18 protein-coding genes are annotated in these 16,626 nt (G+C 71.3%); 5 read left to right on the plus strand and 13 right to left on the minus strand.

The genetic code is table 11. The features are described from left to right. Positions 1–185: 185 nt before the first annotated feature. Positions 186–668: a superoxide dismutase family protein gene (locus ASF39_RS18795; protein ID WP_244472489.1), complete on the minus strand. Its 483-nt coding sequence runs from the start codon at positions 666–668 to the stop codon at positions 186–188. A 287-nt stretch (positions 669–955) separates the two neighbouring features. On the opposite strand from ASF39_RS18795, the gene ASF39_RS21540 reads away from it, so the two are divergent. Then, positions 956–1,513, plus strand: a complete 558-nt coding sequence (locus ASF39_RS21540) for a hypothetical protein (protein WP_156648552.1) — start codon at positions 956–958, stop codon at positions 1,511–1,513. 48 nt (positions 1,514–1,561) lie between these two features. Here ASF39_RS21540 and otnI read toward each other — a convergent pair whose 3' ends face one another. From otnI to ASF39_RS18815, 3 genes are read right to left on the minus strand one after another with little or no spacing between them, the layout of a single operon-like run. Then, positions 1,562–2,353: a 2-oxo-tetronate isomerase gene (gene otnI, locus ASF39_RS18805; protein WP_056286791.1), complete on the minus strand. Its 792-nt coding sequence runs from the start codon at positions 2,351–2,353 to the stop codon at positions 1,562–1,564. A 36-nt stretch (positions 2,354–2,389) separates the two neighbouring features. Further along, positions 2,390–3,091 (minus strand): anti-sigma factor, encoded by a 702-nt coding sequence (locus ASF39_RS18810; protein ID WP_056286793.1) that lies wholly within the window; start codon positions 3,089–3,091, stop codon positions 2,390–2,392. After that, positions 3,088–3,639 carry a sigma-70 family RNA polymerase sigma factor gene (locus tag ASF39_RS18815; protein WP_056287169.1) on the minus strand — a complete coding sequence of 184 codons (552 nt, stop codon included), beginning with the start codon at positions 3,637–3,639 and terminating at the stop codon, positions 3,088–3,090. The genes ASF39_RS18810 and ASF39_RS18815 overlap by 4 nt, the downstream gene beginning before the upstream one ends. Positions 3,640–3,943: 304 nt before the next feature. Between ASF39_RS18815 and ASF39_RS18820 the strand changes: the two genes are divergently transcribed. Further along, positions 3,944–4,918, plus strand: a complete 975-nt coding sequence (locus ASF39_RS18820; RefSeq protein WP_055883335.1) for a S1C family serine protease — start codon at positions 3,944–3,946, stop codon at positions 4,916–4,918. A 105-nt stretch (positions 4,919–5,023) separates the two neighbouring features. Then, on the plus strand, positions 5,024–6,448 hold the full coding sequence (trmFO, locus tag ASF39_RS18825; protein ID WP_244472474.1) for a methylenetetrahydrofolate--tRNA-(uracil(54)-C(5))-methyltransferase (FADH(2)-oxidizing) TrmFO: 1,425 nt from the start codon (positions 5,024–5,026) through the stop codon (positions 6,446–6,448). Positions 6,449–6,464: 16 nt separating this feature from the next. On the opposite strand, the gene ASF39_RS22605 is transcribed toward trmFO, so the two are convergent. The 8 genes from ASF39_RS22605 to yajC all read right to left on the minus strand — a co-directional run bounded on the left by ASF39_RS22605 (position 6,465) and on the right by yajC (position 13,462). After that, positions 6,465–6,596, minus strand: coding sequence for a hypothetical protein (locus tag ASF39_RS22605; protein ID WP_277996108.1), 132 nt, complete (start codon positions 6,594–6,596; stop codon positions 6,465–6,467). Between the two features lie 15 nt (positions 6,597–6,611). Beyond that, complete coding sequence (locus ASF39_RS18830; RefSeq protein ID WP_056287172.1) at positions 6,612–7,139, minus strand: GNAT family N-acetyltransferase; 528 nt, start codon at positions 7,137–7,139, stop codon at positions 6,612–6,614. A gap of 99 nt (positions 7,140–7,238) precedes the next feature. After that, positions 7,239–8,960 (minus strand): L-lactate permease, encoded by a 1,722-nt coding sequence (locus ASF39_RS18835; RefSeq protein ID WP_055883343.1) that lies wholly within the window; start codon positions 8,958–8,960, stop codon positions 7,239–7,241. Positions 8,961–9,087: 127 nt separating this feature from the next. Next, positions 9,088–9,972, minus strand: a complete 885-nt coding sequence (locus tag ASF39_RS18840) for a phytoene/squalene synthase family protein (protein WP_055883347.1) — start codon at positions 9,970–9,972, stop codon at positions 9,088–9,090. Then, positions 9,969–10,355, minus strand: coding sequence for an MTH938/NDUFAF3 family protein (locus tag ASF39_RS18845; protein WP_055883350.1), 387 nt, complete (start codon positions 10,353–10,355; stop codon positions 9,969–9,971). Before ASF39_RS18845 ends, ASF39_RS18840 begins: the two co-directional genes overlap by 4 nt. Positions 10,356–10,363: 8 nt before the next feature. Then, positions 10,364–11,308, minus strand: coding sequence for a protein translocase subunit SecF (gene secF, locus ASF39_RS18850; RefSeq protein ID WP_056286798.1), 945 nt, complete (start codon positions 11,306–11,308; stop codon positions 10,364–10,366). A gap of 132 nt (positions 11,309–11,440) precedes the next feature. Continuing rightward, positions 11,441–13,048, minus strand: a complete 1,608-nt coding sequence (secD, locus tag ASF39_RS18855) for a protein translocase subunit SecD (protein WP_055883358.1) — start codon at positions 13,046–13,048, stop codon at positions 11,441–11,443. Positions 13,049–13,126: 78 nt separating this feature from the next. Next, on the minus strand, positions 13,127–13,462 hold the full coding sequence (yajC, locus tag ASF39_RS18860; protein WP_055883457.1) for a preprotein translocase subunit YajC: 336 nt from the start codon (positions 13,460–13,462) through the stop codon (positions 13,127–13,129). A 213-nt stretch (positions 13,463–13,675) separates the two neighbouring features. Between yajC and ASF39_RS18865 the strand changes: the two genes are divergently transcribed. After that, a complete protein-coding gene (locus tag ASF39_RS18865) occupies positions 13,676–14,572 on the plus strand; it encodes an ATP-binding protein (protein WP_056287175.1) in 897 nt (298 codons plus the stop codon). Between the two features lie 183 nt (positions 14,573–14,755). After that, positions 14,756–15,025, plus strand: coding sequence for a hypothetical protein (locus tag ASF39_RS21945; RefSeq protein WP_056286802.1), 270 nt, complete (start codon positions 14,756–14,758; stop codon positions 15,023–15,025). Positions 15,026–15,140: 115 nt separating this feature from the next. Here the strand turns inward: ASF39_RS21945 and ASF39_RS18875 are convergent, their stop codons facing one another. Beyond that, positions 15,141–16,583 (minus strand): M23 family metallopeptidase, encoded by a 1,443-nt coding sequence (locus ASF39_RS18875; RefSeq protein WP_082494682.1) that lies wholly within the window; start codon positions 16,581–16,583, stop codon positions 15,141–15,143. Between the last annotated feature and the right edge of the window lie 43 nt (positions 16,584–16,626).

Genomic DNA, 16,626 nt, shown 5'->3' on the forward strand with positions numbered 1-16,626 from the left:
GTCTACCAGGACCACGACACCCCCGAGCGCATGTACGCCCAGGCCGGCCTCGACACCGACGGCATCGTCAAGGCCGTCACCGGCGCCCTGCCCGAGCGCAAGGCGCACGGCGGCGGCAACGTCGTCTCGGTGGGGCGACGCCCGCGCTGAGGCGTCCCGCGAGGCGCGGGACGCCTCAGCGCGTCCTACTTGATGACCGCGCAGGCGATCCGCGCGCCGGCACCGCCGATCGGCTGCGTGGTGTGATCGTCCTCGTTGGCATGGATCACCAGGGCCGACCCGTCCCCGTCCTTGAGCCCGCCTTCGCCGGTCAGTGGGGTATCGCTCGACACCTCGGCGTTCACGGACCCGTCGGCGGCGGCATGGACGTTGGGCAGGTCGCCCTCGTCGGGCCCGTCCGTATTGAGCAGGCCGTGCTTGCTCTGGTCGTGGTTCACATGGGCCTTCGATTTCGCGAAGCCCTCGGGGTCCGAGCAATCGCCCACCGCATGGAAATGCAGGCCGTGCCAGCCCGGCGGCAGCCCGCCCGGCCGGATGGTGAGGCGCAGCACCAGGGCGTTGGCCCCGTCGCGGATCACGATCCGGCCGATGGCCTCGCCCTTGCCGTCGACGACGTCGCTCTCGACGGTGGGGATCGCGGGCGGAGGCGTCTGGGCCAGGGCGGGCATCGCGACCAGCCCGGCTGCGAAGGCAGCGCCGAGGGCGCCGCGAACGACCGTCGGCATGGCGTGTGTCATCATGGATGTCTTCTCCTGTCCGCATCGGCGCAGCGCCCGGGCCGGTGGCCGCCACGGGTCGCTCATGTGGCTCCACGGTCGGGCGAGGGCAACGCCCGGAGGCCCCGCGCCCGCGATTCTGGACGCGACGGCCCGAACTCCCTAAGGTCGACGCCCAGGACGGCACAGGGGCACATCGGGTTCCGGCGACCGCTTCGAGACAGCCCGGGGGCCGCGCGATGACGATCCGACCGAGTTGGCGTTTCGGACTGGCGGCGGCGAGCCTCCTCCTCGGCCTGCCGGCCGCGCTCGCGCAGTCGGAGGCGCCGTCGAGCGGCGAGCGGCCGTGGACCGACCCGCCGTCGCGGGACGGCCCGGCCCAGGCGGGTCCGGTACGGCCCGCTCCCACGCCGGCCACGCCCTCTCGACCCGTCGCACCGCAGGCGGAGGCCGCACCCGCCGCCGCCGCGCCCGCTCCCCGGGCCACCCGTGCGGACACGCGGGCCGTTCGGCCCCGGCAGGCCTCTCGCCCGAACCGGGATGCGCGCCGGCAACGGCTCGCCCAGCCCCCCTTGCGCCGCGCGCCCGTCGCAGTCGCGCCGTCACGGCGGCGCATCCTCGCCGAGGTGCCGCCGGTCGGTCGGTTCCGCGACGACGGGAGGGGGGATCGCCTGGCCCGGATCAGGGCGGCGGAAGAGGCCGGCTACCTCGTGATCCGCTCGCGCACCATCGAGCTGCCGGACGGCCGCCGCCTGCGCAGCTACGCCCCCTACGAGGGGGAGGACGCCGACGATTGACCTTTTACCGGCCCGCTGCGGCGAGCCGGTCGCCTGATCGTGACGGCGTCAGCCAGTGGCGTCCCGCCAGGGCGCGAACCAGCCCAGTCCCGCCAGGGTCCCCGCCCGCGGGTTGTACTCGCAGCCGACGAGCCCGTCGTAGCCCAGGCGATCGAGCTCGGAGAAGACGAAGCCGTCGTCGAGTTCGCCGGTACCGGGCTCGTTGCGGGCCGGTACGCCCGCCACCTGGACATGGCCGATCAGCGGCAGAAGCCGGGCGAGCCGCGTCGTCACGTCCCCGTGCAGGATCTGCACGTGGAAGACGTCGAACTGGAGCCTGAGGTTGGCCAGCCCCTCTCCCTGCAGCTCCCGCACGAGGTCGGCGGCGGCCTCGACGTCGTCGAGGAAATAGCCCGGCATCGAGCGCCGGTTGATCGGTTCGATCAGGAGGTCGATGCCGTGGGGCGCAAGCCGGCCGGCGGCATGGCGCAGGGCGCGGCGGTAGGCGCCCGATGCCGCCGCATCCCGCCGGTCGGCGAGGCCGGCCATCAGGTGGAGGCGCCGCGTCCCCGTGGCGAGCGTGTAGGCGAGGGCCGTCTCGACGCCCTGCGCCATCTCGTCAAAGCGATCGGGCAGGGCGGCGAGGCCGCGCTCGCCCGCCGCCCAATCGCCGGGCGGCATGTTGAACAGGGCGAGTTCCAGGCGATGCTCGGCGAGGCGCGCGGCGATCGCCCCGGGCGCCTCGGCATAGGGAAACAGGCATTCCACCGCTGAAAATCCCGCCTGCGCCGCCGCCGCGAAGCGGTCGAGGAAGGGATGCTCCGTGAACATCAAGGTGAGGTTGGCGGCAAAGCGCGGCATCGGGATCGCCTCCGGTGCGGACGGGGGGGTGGAGTCCTAATCGCGGATCAGCTTGCCCGAGTAGATCACCGGGCCGGTGGGCTGGCCGGTGGGCGAGCCGCCCGGTGGCTCCACCGATACGGCGAAGAGCCCGTCTGGGTTCGCCTCTCCCTTCGGCAGGGTCACCCTGCGGGCGGATCCCCCGATCACCCCGAGTGTCTTGGGCGCGCCGCCCTCCACGTACCAGAGTTCGAGGCTGCGCCCGTCCGGTGTCTCGGCCGCCACGGGCCGCACCTGCGCGGTGCCGGCGGCGAGATCGACGCTGACGATGAGGGCCGGCGACTCGCCGCTGCGGCTGACCACCGCGACGTAGCGCGGCTCCCCCCGACCCACGGGCCAGGCGCCGACCGCCACGAACAGCGCCAGGCCCGCCGCGAGGCCACCAGCGGCCAGCGCGGTGCCGCGCCAGAGGCGGACCTGGCGGGCGAGGGCGGCGACGCGGTTGTCGTTGGCGGCCGACGTCGGGCGCCGCCCGGGCAGGCTCGCGGCGATCCGCGGCCAGATCCCGGCATCGGGCACCACGTCCGGACCGACGGAATCGAGCGGGGCCAGCCGCCGCTCCCAACCGCGCACGGCCGCCTCCGTCGCCGGATCGAGGGTGCGTTCGAGGTCGAGGGCGGCCCGCTCCGCGGCGGGCAGGGTGCCCAGGACGTATTCGGCCGCCCGCAGGTCGCGCTCGTCGTCGGGCCCCCCGGTCACGAGGCCGGCTCCAGGCAGCCGCGCAGGGCGGCGAGCCCCCGGTGCAGCCACGTCTTGATGGTGTTGACCGGCCGGTCGTAGCGCGCGGCGAGTTCCTCGCGCGAATAGCCCTCGCAATAGGCGAGCACGATGCAGTCGCGCTGCGTCTCGTCGAGGCGCTGCAGGCAGGCGCGCAGGGCGTCCCGGCCCAGGATCGCGCCTTCGCTGTCGTGAGGGTCGGCGAGCCGTTCCACCCAGTCCTCCCCGTCCTCGGTCACCGGCCCCTGGACCTCGCCCTTCCGGCGGACGACGTCGATCGCCCGGTTGCGGGCGATGGCGCACAACCACGCGAGCGGCCTGCCGGACTGGGGGTCGTACGATCCCGCACTCTGCCAGACCCGCAGGTAGACGTCCTGGAGGACGTCCTCGGCCGCGGCGCGATCCCTCTGGATACGCGAGATCACACCGTAAAGTTTCGGCGCGGTGAGATCGTAGAGGGATTTGAGGGACTGCGCGTCGCCCTGCGCGACCGCGCTCATCAGCCGGAGCAGCGTGGCATCGTCACGCACGGGGCGAACCATCCTCTCCCACACGACGATCGGCCTCGCCGGGCGCGATCGGACGACCCGGACTTGCCACGGCCGCCGGCCGTCTCGTGTCCGGCTTCGTCGTCACGGTCAAGGTAGGGCAAGCGTGGCCCTCCCGCCACCGTCCCGCCGCCGATCCGGTGTGGGCGGCATGGGCGCGGTCGATGGCCGGCAATGGAATTTTCCGGGGCCGCGTCGGCGGCGCGCCTGTCGCTGCGGCGACCGGCGACCTACCTTGGGGGATCGGACGACAAATCGGCGGGATCGGGCAGGGAGACGAAACGGCATGGCCACGCAGGGAGACTGGAAGATTCCCGCCGCCGTGCAGCCCAAGGCTGCGGATTACGGATACGACCTCGAGCGGGCGCTCACCGCCGTCGTCTCGCTTTCCACGCGGGTGCCGCCGGAGGCCTTCTCCGCCGAGACCCTGGGCACCGAGCGGGCCGGCAACGGCGTGGTGATCGGAGAGGACGGCCTGGTGCTCACCATCGGCTACCTGGTGATGGAGGCCGAGACCGTGTGGCTGACCACCCACGACGGCCGCTCGCTGCCCGGCCACGTGGTCGGCTACGACGCGGTCACGGGCTTCGGCCTCGTCCAGGCCCTGGGAGAGCTCGGCCTGCCCGTCCTGGCTCTCGGGCGCTCGGATGCGATCAAGGTCGGCGACAAGGCCGTGGTGGCCGGGGCCGGCGGGCGCCAGCGCAGCGTCGCGGCCCAGGTGGTCGCCCGGCAGGAGTTCGCCGGCTACTGGGAATACCTCCTCGACGACGCGGTCTTCACCGCGCCCTCCCATCCGCACTGGGGCGGCACCGCGATGCTGGGGGCCGAAGGGCAGCTCCTGGGCATCGGCTCGCTGCAGCTGCAGCAGGGCGGCACCGGCGGACCCCGGGCGATCAACATGATCGTGCCCATCGACCTGCTGCCGCCGATCCTCGACGACCTCACCCGGCGCGGGCGCGTCGACCGGCCGGCCCGGCCCTGGCTCGGCCTCTATGCCAGCGAAGGCGAGGGCTCGGTGGTGGTGATGGGGCTGGCCGACGACGGCCCGGCCGAGAGCGCCGACCTGCGGGCGGGCGACGCCATCGTCGCCGTGGCCGGCGAGCCGGTGGCGGACCTGGCCGGGTTCTTCCGCCAGGTCTGGGCGCTCGGCGAGGCCGGGGTGCGGGTACCGCTCACCGTCCAGCGCGACGGCAAGACCCTCAAGCTCTCGGTCACCTCGGGCAACCGCGAACGCTTCCTCGTGAGCCCGCAGCTGCACTGACGCAGCCGGCGGCCTGCACTGACGCAGCCGGCGGCCTGCACTGGAGACGTGACGGGGTCGGGGAAGGGAGCGGCGGTTGCCCCGGTCCGGCGAGGGAGCTATCCCGTGGCCATGACGCACCCCATCCACATCATCGGCGGCGGGCTCGCCGGTTCGGAAGCCGCCTGGCAGATCGCGCAGAGCGGCCATCCGGTCGTGATCCACGAGATGCGGCCCGTGCGCGGCACCGAGGCGCACCAGAGCCAGGATCTCGCAGAACTCGTCTGCTCGAACTCGTTCCGCTCGGACGACGCCAACGGCAACGCCGTCGGCCTGCTGCACCAGGAGATGCGCACCCTCGGATCGCTGATCCTGCGCGCGGGCGACGCGCACCAGGTGCCGGCGGGCGGGGCGCTCGCCGTCGACCGCGAGGGGTTCGCCAGGGCCGTCACCGCCGCCCTCGAAGACCACCCGCTGGTGACCATCGCCCGCGAGGAGATCGACGGGTTGCCGCCGGCCGAGTGGGGTCGGGTGATCGTCGCCACCGGGCCATTGACGTCGCCGGCCCTGGCGCAAGCGATCCGCGGGCTGACGGGCTCGGAGGCGCTCGCCTTCTTCGACGCCATCGCGCCGATCGTCCACCGCGAGTCCATCGACATGGGCAAGGCCTGGTTCCAGTCGCGCTACGACAAGGTCGGGCCCGGCGGCACCGGTGCCGACTACATCAACTGCCCGATGGACCGCGCGCAATACGACGCCTTCATCCAGGCGCTGATCGGCGGCGACAAGATCGCCTTCAAGGAATGGGAGGCCTCGACGCCGTATTTCGACGGCTGCCTGCCGATCGAGGTCATGGCCGAGCGCGGCCCCGAGACCCTGCGCCACGGCCCCATGAAGCCCGTCGGCCTCACCAACCCGCACGACCCCACCGTGAAGGCCTGCGCCATCGTGCAGCTGCGCCAGGACAATGCGCTGGGGACCCTCTACAACATGGTCGGCTTCCAGACGAAGCTGACCTATGCCGAGCAGGTGCGGGTGTTCCGGACCATCCCGGGCCTCGAGAACGCCGAGTTCGCCCGGCTGGGCGGCCTGCACCGCAACACCTACCTCGACAGCCCGCGCCTGCTCGACGCGACGCTACGCCTGAAGGCCGAGCCGCGCCTGCGGTTCGCCGGCCAGATCACCGGCTGCGAGGGCTATGTCGAGAGCGCCGCCACCGGCCTCGTGGCGGGCCTGTTCGCGGTGGCCGAGATCGAGGGACGGACGTTGCCGCCCCTGCCCGCGACCACGGCACTTGGCGCCCTCATCGGCCACATCACCGGCGGCCACATCGGCGTCGAGGAAGCGGGCAGCCCGCGCTCGTTCCAACCGATGAACGTCAACTTCGGCCTGTTTCCGCCGCTCACCGAGGCGATCAAGGGCGAGGAGGGCCGCCGCCTGCGCGGGCCGGAAAAGGCGGTGGCCAAGAAGCGCGCACTCACCGACCGGGCGCGGGCGGACCTGGCGGGCTGGACCGGCTCATGGGCGCCGGCGAGGGTGGCGGCGGAATAGCCCCCGCCCGTCGGCATCAGTCCTGCGGAGGCAACCGGCTTTGCGGAGGATGGCGCCGGTCGAAGCTGTCGGCTGCCAGCTTGAGCGCCGCCAGCCCGCCGACGATGAGGGCCGCGGCTACAGCCGCGATCTGCAGGGACAGCGTCATCGCAGCCGCGATCCCTCAACTCGGTTCGATCACGTAGATGCGCCGGCCGGGCCGGTGGCCCTCGTCGCCGGTATCGCGAAAGCCGACCTTGCGCAGCAGGCCGAGCGAGGCCGTGTTCTCGGGCCTGCACTCGGCGACGACGATGCGATGGGGGAAGCGCTCGCGCAGCAGGCCGAGCACGCCGGAGACCGCCTCGCTGCCGAAACCCTGGCCGCGATGGGCGCCGCCCATCCAGTAGCCGATCTCGACGGCCTGGTCGCCGCGCAGGTGCGTGCCGACGATCCCGACGAACACGCCGTCCTTGCGGCGCACGCCGAGGAAGCGGTCCTTGATCGGCTTCTTGCCGCCGACGAGGCGCCGGGCATGGTCGAGGGTGAAGGGGTCGGGCAGGAAGTCCACCGCGCCGGTGATGGCCGGATCGGCGGTGATCGCCTGGACGGCGCCCGCGTCGGCGGGCACGAGGCCCGCGATCCTCAACCGCTCCGTCTCGACGACGGGCAGATTGGCCAAGGTGTAGCGCGAGGCGAGGGTCTTGAAGAACATGGCGTCCATGTGGGGCATGGCCGCGGTTTGGGGAAGGCGGATTCGTCCGCCTTCCCCTCGGTCGTGGCCCGCCCGGGCGGACCGGGGCGGGCCATGCCCTTACGGGTGGATCACCATCGCGGTGAACGGATAGACGTAGGCCTGGAGCATCACGAGGCCGCCCACGAGGCAGGCGAGCACGATGGAGTGCCAGAACACGAACCGCAGGATCTTGCTCTCCTGCCCGTAGTAGCCCGTGGCGGTGGAGGCGACGACGATCGACTGGGCGTCGATCATCTTGCCCATGACGCCGCCCGACGAGTTGGCCGAGGCCATCAGGATCCCCGACAGGCCGAGCTGCTCCGACGTGATCTTCTGGAGGCCGCCGAAGAGCACGTTGGAGGCCGTGTCGGAGCCCGTCAGCGCCACGCCGAGCCAGCCGAGCAGGGTGCCGAAGAACGGGTAGAGGATGCCGGTGCCGGCAAACGCCAGACCCAGGGTGGCGTCCACGCCCGCGTAGCGGGTGAGCACGCCCAGCGCCAGCATCGCCGCGATGGTGATGATGGAGTAGCGCAGGACCCAGATCGTCTCGAGATAGGCCGTCACCAGGCGCCAGGGCGAGAACCGCATCAGCAGGCCGGAGATGATCGAGGCGAACAGCACGCCGGTGCCGGTGTAGGACATGTAGGTGAAGTTGAAGACGGCCGCCTCGGGGTGCGCCGTCGCCACCACCGGCGGCACCTTCATGATGACGTTGTGGAGACCCGGCACCTCGTACTTCCAGGTGAAGATCGGGTTGACGATGCCCTTGAACCAGCCGGTCCCCCAGATCGCGACGATCACCGAGAGGATGATCCACGGCACCCAGGCCATGAAGATCTCGCGCGAGGTGGCGGTGCGGGTGCCCGCGTTGAAGCTCGGCACCTCGGCGCCGGGCACGCCCGCACCCAGGGCCGCCGGGCGGCGCTCGGCCATGTAGCCGATGGAGGGGTCGTTGCCGCGCAGGGCCGGCGAGGTCCAGGGCGTGGCCGGGCTCCACACCTTGAGGAACAGCACGAGGGCGCCCATCGAGATCAGCGAAGCGCCGATGTCGACGATCCAGGGGTTGATGTAGTTCGAGATCGCGAACTGGGCCACCGCGAAGGAGACGCCGCAGACGGCGATGGCCGGCCACACCTGGATCATGCCGCGGAAGCCCGCGAACACCCAGATCAGCCAGAACGGCACGATCACCGAGAAGAACGGCAGCTGCCGCCCGATCATCGCGCCGAGCACGTAGGGGTCGTAGCCGGTGACGGAGGCGAGGCCGGCCACGGGGGCGCCCAGCGCCCCGTAGGCGACGGGTGCGGTGTTGGCGATGAGCGAGAGGCCGGAAGCCGCCAGCGGCGAGAAGCCGAGACCGATCAGGATGGCGCCGGTGACCGCCACCGGGGTGCCGAACCCACCGGCACCCTCGAAGAAGGCACCGAAGGCGAAGGCCACGAGCAGGAGCTGGATGCGCCGGTCCGTGGTGATGCCCGCCACCGACTGCTGCAGGATCGCGAACCAGCCCTTCTCCACCGTGAGCCGGTAGAGGAAGATGACGTTGAGGATGATCCAGCCGATGGGGAACAGGCCGAGCGCCACGCCGTAGGCCGAGGCGCGCAGGGCGAGGTCGGTGGGCATGCCGAACAGGACGATGGCGACGAGGAGCGCGATCACCAGCGAGAGCACCGCCGCGATGTGCACCTTGACCTTGCCGCTGGCGATCATGCCGAGCAGCGCGATGACCGGCAGGGAGGCTGCGAAGGTCGAGAGCCATGGGCTCCCGAACGGATCGTAGACTTGATTCCAGGTTTGCAAAGCCGTGACTCCTCCCGACGCGGGCCGTCCTCGCGGCGCCGGTCGGGGTGCTACCAGAGGAGGTTATGCGGCTCAACGACGGATGTTCGCCGGGGAGGAAATTGTATGCACCTGTCCCGCCGGCGCCTCAGCGCGCCCTGCGCGCCGCCCGCCACAGGCGCCACAGGCGGCGCCAGCGCGGGATTGCGACGACGGTGTTGAGAGGCACGTAGCCCGGTCGCTCCATCGCGGCGAGGTAGGGCTCGACCAGGGCGACCGGCAGGAACGCGGCGCGTGCGGCCGGCGCCAGGCCGGCCAGGCCGGCGGCGTGGGCGTCGAGGTGGCGCCGGGCCAGCGCCCGCAGGTCGGCGGTGGCGCGCAGGAGCCCCGGCCCGCCGCGGCCGGTGACGATGTCCTCGCGGGTGACGCCGTAGGGCCTGAGGATGTCGGCGGGCACGTAGACCTGGCCCTGGCGGGCGTGCCACGGCAGAGCCCGCAGCAGGCCGGTGACGCCGTAGGCGACGCCGGCATGGCCGGCGGCAGCGGCTCCCCCCGGCTCGGCCCCGTCGCACAGGACGAGGCTGGCCAGCCGGATGAGCGAGGAGGCGGTCTCGCCGCAATATCCCTCGAGGTCGTTCACCCGCGGCATCGGATCGTCGTAGAGGTCGAACACCCGTGCATCGATGAGATCGACGAAGGGCTGTCGCCCGAGGCGGCGCTTGACGATGGCGTCGTCGAGGGCGGCGGCCACCGGGTTGGCCTTGACGTCGCCGCGGGCCTCGCCCTGGAGGGCGTCGCGCCACCATTGCAGCCGGATCTCGCCGGCCATCGGGTTGGTCACCGCCTCGCGCACCCGGGCGATGGTGAGGCTGAAGGCATAGATCGCGAACAGATGCGGCCGGAACGCCGCCGGGGCGAACAGGGTGGCGAAATAGCGGTCGGGGTCGCCTTCGCGGACCAGGTCCTCGCAGTGCCGGAAGGCGAAGGCCAGGCCCTCGCCGGCGGCACCGGCGGTCTCGGCTTTCGTGGTCATGGCACCGCCACCAGGGCGGCGGCGACCTTGCGGTTCTCGGCCATCAGGATGTTGTAGGTGCGCGCCGCCGCCCCCGTCTGCATCACGTCGAGGCCGACCCCGGCGTCCTTGAGCCAGCGCCGGAGCGGTTCGGGCAGGGGCACGATGTCGAGGCCGGTGCCCACCAGGAGGAGCTCGACCTCGCCGGCCGCCAGCTGGACCGGGCGCAGGGCGTCGCGGTCGATGGTGCGGGCGTCCGCCACGTCCCAGGCCCTGACGCCGGAGGGCAGCATCAGGATGGAACCGCGATGCGACATCTCGGCGAAGCGGAAGCCACCGTTACCGTAGGCGTCGATGAGGTGGCGACCGGGGACGAAGCCGTCGAGGAGGCTGCCGGACGCCATGGCCCCGGCTACTCCGCCGCCTGCGGCACGCGGGTGGTCGGCCGCGCCTGGGCCTTCACCCCCGACAGCATCAGGCCGAGGTAGATCAGCACCGGCGTCGAGACGAAGATCGCCGAATAGGTGCAGATCACCACGCCCGCGAGCATGACCACGGCAAAGCCGTTGATCGCCTCGCCGCCGAACAGGACCAGGGCCAGCAGCGACAGGAAGGCCGAGGTGCCGGTCATCACGGTGCGCGACATCGTCGAGTTGATCGACAGGTTGAGCAGTTCGACGGTGGGGATGGTCTTGTAGCGGCGCATGAGCTCGCGGGTCCGGTCGAACACCACGACGGTCTCGTTGAGCGAGTAGCCGACGATGGTGAGGATCGCGGCGATCGAGGTCATGTTGAACTCGATGCGGGAGATCACGAAGATGCCGATGGTGAGCACGATGTCGTGGAGCGTGCCGACGATGGCGCCCAGCGCCAGTTCCCGCTCGAACCGGAACCACAGGTAGAGCAGCACCGCCAGGACGGAGAGCACGACGCCCAGGGTGCCCGACTGAACGAGTTCGCCCGAGACGCGCGGCCCCACGGTCTCGGTGCGCCGGAACTCGAAATCGGCGTCAAAGGCCGCGTGCGCCTTCTGCATCACGGCGGTCTGCCCCTGCTCGCCGGGCTGGAGCGGGAAGCGCACCAGGATCTGGCCCTCGCCGCCGAGTTCCTGGACTTCGGTCTCGCCGAAGCCGAAACCGTTGGCGGTGTGGCGCACGGCCGCCACGTCCGCCGTCTTCGACTTCGCCTGCAGTTCGACGAGGGTGCCGCCCTTGAAGTCGATGCCGAAGTTCAGCCCGATCGTCAGGAACAGGACCACGGTCGCCACCGACATGAAGGCCGAGAGCGGGAAGGTGAAACGCCGGAACCGCATGAAGTCGAAGTGCGATTCATCGGGCCAGAGGCGGAGCAGGCGCATGGTCGGTCTCGAGTCCGTCAGCGAGGATGTGGGCGGTGCCCCTCCTCCATCAATGGGGCGAAACGCCCGCGGGTCAGAACGGCGCGGCGTCCCGGCAGAGGCAGGCCCCTGCCCGAGGAAGCAGTCCGCCGTCTAGAACGGCAGGGCCTTGGGCCGGGCGTAGTTGTACCACAGTGCGATCATCATGCGCGTGAGGGTCACGGCGGTGATGACGGTGGTGAGGATGCCGAGGATGAACACCACGGCGAAGCCCTTCACCGGGCCCGAACCGAGGAAGAACAGGATCACGGCGGCGATGGCCATGGTCGAGTTCGAATCGATGATGGTGGCGAACGCCTTGTCGAAGCCCGCCTGCAGGGCCGAGACGATGGAGCGGCCCGCCCGCACCTCCTCGCGCACGCGCTCGTAGATCAGCACGTTCGAATCCACCGCCGTCCCGATGGTGAGCACGATCCCGGCGATGCCGGGCAGGGTCATGGTCGCCTCGAGCACCGACATCAGGCCGAGGATGAGGCCGACGTGGACGATGAGCGCGATGTTGGCGAAGAAGCCGAACACGCCGTAGGTGGCGAACATGAAGGCGATGACGAGGACGCCGGCGGCCAGCGTCGCCCACTTGCCGGCCTCGATCGAATCCTTGCCGAGGCCGGGGCCGACGACGCGACGCTCGACGGCGGTGAACTTGGCGGGCAGGGCGCCGGCGCGGAGCAGCACCGAGAGTTCGTTGGCGTCCTTGACCGTGAAGTTGCCGGTGATCTGGCCCGAACCGCCGGTGATCGGGGTGTTGATGCGCGGGGCGGAGACGACCTCGTTGTCCAGTACGATCGCCATGCGGCGGCCGACGTTCTCCGAGGTCGCCTGACCGAAGCGCTGGGCGCCCTTCAGGTTGAACTTGAAGCTGACCATCGGCTCCTGGGTCTGCTGGTCGAAGGCCGGCTGCGCGTCGGTGAGATCGCCGCCCTCGGCCATGATCCGGCGCTCGACCGGGACCCTCGCGCCCTTCTCGTCGCGGGACGGCAGCAGGTCGACGTCGCCCGACGGGCTGTCGGACAGCATGCGGAATTCGAGCTTGGCGGTCTTGCCGACCAGCGTCTCGAGGCGCTGCGGGTCCTGTTCGCCCGGGACCTGGACCAGAATGCGGTCGGCACCCTGCTGCTGGATCGAGGGCTCAAGCGTGCCGGTGCTGTCGATGCGGCGGCGGATGACCTCGATGCCCTGGCTGACGGCCCGGCGGGTGCGATCGCCGATGCCGGCGTCGGTCAGGACGAGGCGGATGAGGCCGTCGGGCTGCTCGGTCACGTCGACGGTGCGACCGCCGCTCTGGCCCACCAGCGGATTGGAGATCGGCAGGGACAGTTCCTGCAGCTTGGGCATGACCTTGGCGCGGGCCGCGGCATCCGAGATGCGGACCTGGACGCCGCGCGGGAGCAGCTGGATACCGCCCTCGGCGCGCACCGATTCCGTCTGCAGGATACGCCGGACGTCGTCGCGAAGGCCCTTGGCCTGCGACGAGATCAGGTCGTTCTGGTCGACTTCGAGCAGGAGCTGCGATCCGCCCTGAAGGTCGAGCCCGAGCACGATCGCCCGGGTCGGCACGATCCAGCTCGGGAACCAGCTCGGCAGCGAGGCCATGAAGCCCTTGCGCTGCTCGGGCGAGAAGAAGCTCGGCACGGCCAGGCTCAACCCGATCAAGATGATCGCGAGGGTCGTGACGATCTTTGTTCGCGAGAAGCGCAGCATCCGCCCGTTCCGTTGTCTTCTTGGCGATGCCGGGCGTTACGCCGGCATCCTCAGGCTCTGTCTCAAGACCGCCGAACGTCAGGCGGCCTTGACCGGACCGCCCTTGACCCGGACTTCCGAGACCATCGTGCGGACGATCTTGACACGCACGTTGGGCGCGATCTCGACCTCGAGTTCGGAGGCTTCGTCGGAGACCTTGGTGACGCGGCCGACGAGGCCGCCGGTGGTGACGATGGTGTCGTCGCGGCGCACGTTCTTCACCAGGGCCTGATGCTCCTTCACCCGCCGCTGCTGCGGCCGCAGGATCAGGAAGTACATGATGACGAAGATGAGGACGAACGGCACCACCTGCAAGGCGATGTCCGCTCCACCGGCGGCGGGGCCGGCCGCTTGCGCGAAGGCGGGGGTGATCAGCACGCGGTACTCCTCATGAATGGGAACAGCCGGCCACGCGGCGCGCCGATGGCGGGCGGCCGGGCCGGTCGAAAAGCGCGCGGACTATAGCCACGGGGGACCCGAAAGCAACGCCGCCCGTCCGGCCGAGCGATGGCGCCGGTGATTTCCGAGGTGCGACCCGCTAAGGAGGCGGCTTTCCGCCAGGGTGCCTGGCGCCACGGACGCCACACGATGACCGCCTCACTGTCGAACGATCCCGGCGATGCGCTCGCCGCCCGGCTCCTGCCCCTCCTCGAACGCATCGCCGCGGCCCTGGAGCGCGCCGCCCCCGCAGGGTCGCCGCCCCCCGACCTCACCGCCGCCGACGCCTTCCTGTGGGGGGCCGAGCGCCGGCTGATGCCGGTGCCGCGGGTGAACCGTGTCGCCATCGGCCTGCTCACCGGCATCGACCGGGCCCGCGACACGCTGATGGCCAATACGCGACGCTTCGCCGACGGCCTGCCCGCCAACAACGCCCTGCTCTGGGGTGCGCGCGGCATGGGCAAGTCGTCGCTGGTCAAGGCCGTCCAGGCCGAGATCAACGCAACCCGCTCGCAAGGAGAGCGCCCCCTCAAACTCGTCGAGATCCACCGCGAAGACATCGAGGCGCTGCCCGACCTGATGGCGGCCTTGCGGGCCGACCCGCACCGCTGGATCGTGTTCTGCGACGACCTGTCCTTCGACGGGGACGACACCTCCTACAAGTCGCTCAAGACCGCGCTCGACGGCGGCATCGAGGGCCGGCCGGAAAACGTCCTGTTCTACGCCACCTCCAACCGCCGCCACCTGCTGGCCCGCGACATGGTCGAGAACGAGCGCTCCACCGCCATCAACCCCGGCGAGGCGGTGGAGGAGAAGGTCTCCCTGTCCGACCGCTTCGGCCTCTGGCTCGGCTTCCACAAGTGCAGCCAGGACGACTACCTAGCCATGATCGACGCCTACGTGGCGCAACACGGCCTCCGGGCGGACCCGGCCACGGTCCGGGCCGAAGCGCTGGAATGGGCCGCCACCCGCGGTTCGCGCTCGGGGCGCGCGGCGTTCCAGTACATCCAGGACCTGGCGGGGCGGCTGGGGCAGACGCTGGGGTGATACGGTTTGCCGCTTGCATCAAGCGTGAACCGTATCACCGAGCCCGGGCGGCGCCTGAGCGAAGCCCATGTCCGCATCACGACGTGATCAACCGGAAATGGCATGAGGAGGGACTCAGGGCAGGTTCATCGGCGCCGTGGTCCCCTCTCCCCCACGAACCACCGCAAAAGGAGATCGCGATCCGTGAGACGTCTCTTCGCCTGTTCCATCCTGGCCCTGCTGACGACGACGGCGGCCCACCCCGCGTTTGACGCCGGCACCGCGAACGGGATCGCGACCCGTCCGATCGTCCTGGTCGGGGATGACGACGACGACGACCGCGGCCGAGGCTACGGCCAGCGCCGGTATCGCGGCGGCGAGGTCTATCGCGACCGGCGGTTCGGCGACCGCGACCGCGACGATCGTGGCCGCGAGCGGCGGCGCTCCCGCGACGACGACGACGACGACGATTAGGATCGGCTCGCCGGACCGGCCTCAGGCCCGAGGCAAACGGCGAGAAGCCTCCGAACGGACCCGTTCGGAGGCTTCTCGACTGTCGTCGCCGGCCACCGAGGGCCGGGGGCGATTGTCAGTTGCTGGCCAGATGCGGCATCGGGTCGACCGGGGTCGCGCCCTTGCGGATCTCGAAGTGCAGCTGCGGCGAGGTCACGTTGCCGGTGGCGCCGGACTTGGCGATGGTCTGGCCGCGCTTGACCTTCTCGCCGGGGCGGACGTCGAGTTCGCCGTTGTGGGCGTAGGCCGAGACGTAGCCGTTCGAGTGGCGCACCAGCACCAGCTTGCCGTAGCCCTTCACGTCCGAGCCGGCATAGGCGACGGTGCCGTCTTCGGCCGCCTTCACCGGCGTGCCCTCGGGCACCGCGATGTTGATGCCCTCGTTGCCCGAGGACCCGTAGCCGGTGATGACGCGGCCCTTGGCCGGCCAGCGGAACGACTGGTCTGACGCGGCCGGGGCGACCGAAGCCGTGGTGGCGGGTTCGGCGGGCGCCACGGCGGCCACCTTCACCGGCGTCGCCTTGGCGGCGGCCTCGGCGGCCTTGGCGTCGGCGGCAGCGGTCTTGGCTTCGGCCGCGGCCGTCTTGGCCTCGGCGGAGGCCGTCTTGGCCTCCGCGGCCTTGCGGGCGGCGTCCTTGGCGGCTTCGGCGCGGGCGAGCTTGGCCTCGGCCTCGGCGGACTTGCGCGCGGCCTCGGCCTTCGCCTTGGCGGGATCGGACTTGGCGGGATCCGACTTGCCCGAATCCGACTTCGCCTCGACCTTCGGCTCGGCCTTGATCTCGATCTTGCGGACCGTCTTGTCGGTCTTCGTCTCGGATTTGGCGTCCTTCGGCTCGACCTTGGCCACGGCCTGGCCGGGCCGAACGTGCTTCTTGGCCGCCGCGTCCTTGGCCGCGTCCTTGGCGACTTCCTTGGCGGTCTCCGCCTTGGTCTCGGCCGCCTTGCGGGCCGCCGTGGCCTCGGCGAGCTTGCGGTCGGCCACGATCTTGCGCGCCTCGGCGAGCTTCTTCTCGTCTGCGAGCCGGTTGGCCTCGACCAGGCGCTTGGCCTCGGCGAGCCTCTCGACTTCGGCCGCCTTGCGGGCGGCCTCGGCGGCGCGCTTCTCGGCGGCCTTGTCGACGACCTTCTCGGCCGCCTTGGGCGAGAGGGACATCGGCGGCGGGGCGGGGCGCGTCGCGGTCCGGCCGGCGTCGGGGTTCAGGCCCGAGACCATGCCCCCCGACACGGGCGCCATCGGCTCGGCGGAGGCGACCCGCGTCGAGGGGGACAGCGGTGCCGTCGCCGTCGGGCGGGGCGACATCCGCATGCCGGGAGAGGCCAGGGCCTCGGACTCGACCCGGCCCGTGCGGATCGGGGCGCTGGGCCCTTCCTCGGGCAGGCTGCCGGTGGCGGCGGGCTCGCTGGAAGAGGAAGCGAAGGGATTCCCGAAGGGGTCCCCCAGTCGCGAAGCATCCGATGAGCAGGCGGCAGCTCCGCTGCCGATCACTCCGATGAGAGCGAAGCGCGACAGCGTCTTCATCCCTCGACCAGTCCCGCGAACCCGCATCGACGCACCCGTTAGC

It is taken from the genome of Methylobacterium sp. Leaf108 (assembly GCF_001423265.1).
Lineage (GTDB): Bacteria > Pseudomonadota > Alphaproteobacteria > Rhizobiales > Beijerinckiaceae > Methylobacterium.